This window comes from Emticicia sp. (genome assembly GCF_049241225.1).
In the GTDB taxonomy this organism is placed as follows: domain Bacteria; phylum Bacteroidota; class Bacteroidia; order Cytophagales; family Spirosomataceae; genus Emticicia.
The window spans coordinates 1-4,393 of sequence record NZ_JBMLRC010000309.1 but is presented as its reverse complement, the minus strand read 5'-3'; the positions used below and the strand labels follow the sequence as shown (position 1 = coordinate 4,393).

The following is a 4,393-nucleotide window of genomic DNA, read 5'->3' as shown; positions in this document are numbered from 1 at the left end:
GTGGTTTTTGCCGCTTTTGGACAAAAAGCAGCTATCAATGGGAAAGTTACGGATGGGGCGAAGCAAGCGATTGTGGGAGCGAGTGTGACTTTGAAAGGAACGGTGAGAGGAGTACAGACTAATACCAACGGAGAATATGTGATTAAGGGTTTAAGAAATGGTGAATATACACTTGTAGTATCGAGTGTTGGTCTGAAAAATAAAGAATTGAGTTTTACACTTCAAGAAAACGAAGTAAAAAGTCTTGATTTTGAGTTAGAGGACGAAACTTACACTTTGAAAGACATTCAGGTAGTAGCAAGCCGTGGGGTAAGAGGAAACGAACATTTAGCCGAAGTTGATGGCTATTCGATTAATGCCACAAAGAAAAACGAAGTTATTAAACTTGATAACCTTAATGCCAACTTGGCAATGAATAATAGCCGTCAGATATTTAGTCGCACGCCGGGTATTTCGGTTTGGGAAAACGATGGTTCGGGTATTCAGTTGGGCGTGGCATCTCGTGGTTTGAGTCCGAATCGTTCGTGGGAATTTAATGTAAGAATGAATGGCTACGATATTACACCCGACCCAATGGGTTATCCAGAAGCCTATTATACACCGCCGATGGAAGTAGTTGACCGCATCGAAATTGTTCGTGGAGCATCTTCACTTCAATATGGCCCTCAATTTGGTGGATTAATGAATTTTGTACTTCGTAAACCAGATATTTCTACTCGTGTAACGGTCGAGTCGCAGAATACAACGGGTAGTAATGGTTTGTTTAGTACATTCAATTACATTGGTGGAACGGAAGGACGCTTGAGCTATACGGCTTATTATCAAAAACGATTTGGCAATGGCTGGAGAGATAATAGCTACTACAACACCGACCACGCTCATGCCGAATTGAGTTATGCCATCACGAATAAGTTTAAGATTGGAGCAGAAGCAACTTATATGACCTACAAAAGTCAGCAAGCAGGTGGCTTGACTGACGCTCAGTTTGCTCAAGATGCACGCCAGAGTGTACGTAGTCGAAACTGGTTTAGCACACCTTGGTTGGTTCCTTCGCTCTCGGCTGAATATATTTTTAGCGAGAAAACAAAACTGAGTTGGAAAGCATTTGGCGTAATTGCCGAGCGTAATAGTGTGGGCAATGTTTCGGCTATCACAACGGTCGATAATCTTAGTTCAAATCGTCAGGTAGATAGAGACTATTACAATAATTATGGTTCAGAATTACGCTTCATCACTGATTATAAATTGTTGGGTTTAAACAATACCCTTGCGAGCGGATTGAGGTATTATAACGGACACATCGACCGTAAACAACAAGGAAAAGGCACAATTAGCCAAGACATGGAATTTAATATCGAAGGTGACTACCCACGTGATTTAGACTTCAATAATATCAATAAAGCGGCTTATTTTGAGAATATTTTCCGTTTCAATAAGAAGTTTTTAATAACAGCAGGAGCAAGAGTCGAGAATATCAGCTCTACCATGCAAGGACGTTTTAGCCTATCGAATGGTGTTGCCAATAATCTTACACCGATTACCCGAAATCGTAGTTTCTTACTTTTTGGTGGAGGTGCTGAGTATCATCTGACCGAGCAATCAGAGTTTTATAGCAATATCTCGCAGGCCTATCGCCCAGTTTTGATTTCTGACCTTACACCTCCAGCGACAACCGATGTGATTGACGAAAATCTACAAGATGCTCGTGGCTATAATTTTGATTTCGGATACCGTGGCAAAGTAGCTAATTACTTGAACTTCGATGTTGATTATTTCTATGTAAATTACAATAACCGAATCGGGACAATCACACAAACCAATGCGGCCAACCAACGTTATCAATTCCGCACCAATTTAGGTCGTTCGGTAAGCCAAGGTTTTGAGGGATATATTGAGTTCGACCCCGTAACGGCTTTCTTCAAAAAATCTAAAATTGGTTATGTGAGTATGTTTGCTTCGATAGCCTACATTGATGCGACTTACCGTGATTTCAAGACAACTTCGGTAGTGAACGGACAGGTAGTAGAAGGAAATCTTTCTGGAAAAAGAGTTGAAAATGCTCCTCGTAAAATCAACCGTTTTGGTATTACCTACAACAAAAAAGGCTTCTCGGTTACGTGGCAGATGAGCGATATTGGCAAAGCTTATGCCGATGCTTCGAATACAGAAGTTGCCAATGCTGCCGCTACAACAGGCGTAATTCCAGCTTACACCGTCCAAGACCTTTCGGCGAGTTTCAAATTCTTGAAGCACTACAATGTTAAGGCAGGTGTAAACAACCTCACCGACGAACGCTATTTTACAAGACGTGCGGGTGGGTACCCAGGCCCAGGAATTTTACCAGCTGATGGCCGCACATTCTACGTTTCAGCAGGATTTAAGTTTTAAATTATAACAGTAAAGAAGGGAATCTTTAACAATTCCCTTCTTTTTAAAGAATTTATTTGTAATTAGTCTAAATAAGAATAATGATTTTTCCAAAGAAAACTATGAAAAATACCTTACTTATATCGGTCATATTATTGCTAAGTAATTGGACATTTGGCCAATCTGGAAATCTGAGAGGAACTGTCAGTAATAGCGAAGGGCAAGCGGCTCCTTACGTATCTATTCAATTGAAAGAAACCAAACGAGGTACAACTTCAAACGAAAAGGGAGAGTTTACTATCACAAACATAAAAGATGGAAGTTATACCTTAATTGCTTCGTTTGTTGGTTATAAAACTTTAGAGCAAAAGATTAAAATCGAAGATGGTAAAACACTCAATCTTTCGCTTGAATTATTTGAGAATTCGGAAATGCTGAAAGAAATTGTAATTTCGGGTACTTACACCGCCAACCGAACCGCTACATTGGGCAAAGCCAATATTCGTCCGCTTGATTTACCGCAAAGTACGGCCGTTGTGAGCAGCACTGTAATTGCCGACCAACAAGCCATCAGATTAGGCGATGTGGTGAAGAATGTCAGCGGGGTTTCGCTCACCGAAACCCGTGGTGGTGTTGCCGAAACTTTTTCTTCTCGTGGATATAGTGTGGGTGTTGCGGGTGCAGGAGGTAGTATTTTCAAGAACGGCACAATCAGCAATACGCAGGGATTCCCCGATGCCAGTACTTTAGAGTCGGTAGAAGTTATGAAAGGAAGTTCGGCTTTACTTTACGGCAATGTTTCGGGCGGTGTGATTATTAATATGGTTACTAAAAAGCCGCGTTTCGATTGGGGTGGACAGGCCTCAATGCTTGTAGGAAGCTATAATCAATACAAACCAACCATTGATGTGTATGGGCCGATTAGTAAGAAATTGGCTTTCAGAGCAGTTGGTACTTATGAAAATGCTCAAAGCTATCGTGATGTTGTAAAAACAAATAGAGTGTATGTTACGCCTTCATTGTTATATAAAATCAGTGACAAAACCGATGTTTTATTACAGGCTGATTATTTGAAAAGTAATATTGTGCCAGATGCAGGAGTAGGAACACCCAATAGCAGAATCACGATTACTGAATTGCCCGAAGCTCCGAGAAATCGTTTTATAAATACTTCGTGGGCGTATAATAATACTGACCAAACCGCAGGATTTTTGACTATCAACCACCGTTTTAATAATAACTGGAAGCTTACCGCTATTGGCTCGGTGCAAGATACACGCGTGAAGGGCTTTGGGGCAGGAGTACCAAGTGCAATTGCTCTTAATGGCGATTATACACGAGCATTGAGTGCGGTGCATACGGCCGAGAAGGACTACACAGGCCAAGTAAATTTAAATGGAGGTTTTAAAACTGGAAAAATCAATCATCAATTATTAGTTGGTGCAGATTTCCTGAGAATCGAAATAGTTAGCCATTCCTTTAAATTTACTTCAGCTACGGGCGTGGTAGGTACGGCCTATGATAGAATTAATATCTTTGATTTCTCGAAATACGTGGCTCGCACCGATATTCCTACCATTGCCGATACTGCTCGCACAACAACCCCACAAAACCGCTACGGTGTTTATGTACAAGATTTGATTGCGATTAGTCCTAAATTTAAAGTATTGGCAGGTTTGAGATATTCTTACCAGACAGCGTTTCAATCAACTATCTTGAATCTCGAAAAGAATGTTGCACGTCGTGGCACAGCAGCCGACAAATCAGATGCGGCATTTTCTCCAAAATTGGCGTTGATTTATCAGCCATTCCAAACGACATCGATTTATACTTCATACAGCAATAACTTTACCATCAATACTGGAACCGATATCAACGGCGATGCCCTAAAACCATCTATCATTGACCAATATGAAGTTGGCGTGAAAAATGAGTTTTTGGATGGAAAATTATCGGCCAATGCGAGTGTCTATAAAATCATCAATAGCAATTTTGCTCAAACGGCTCTTTTTGACAAAAACGGAAA

At 40.8% G+C, this 4,393-nt stretch carries 2 protein-coding genes; both read left to right on the top strand.

Going from position 1 to position 4,393, the window contains the following annotated elements; all coding sequences use genetic code 11:
- Complete coding sequence (locus ACOVO2_RS16445) at window positions 1–2,388, top strand: TonB-dependent receptor domain-containing protein (protein ID WP_421771026.1); 2,388 nt, start codon at window positions 1–3, stop codon at window positions 2,386–2,388.
- 101 nt (window positions 2,389–2,489) lie between these two features.
- Window positions 2,490–4,393 (top strand): TonB-dependent receptor domain-containing protein (locus ACOVO2_RS16440; RefSeq protein ID WP_421771025.1); only part of this gene is annotated, 1,904 nt, incomplete at its 3' end.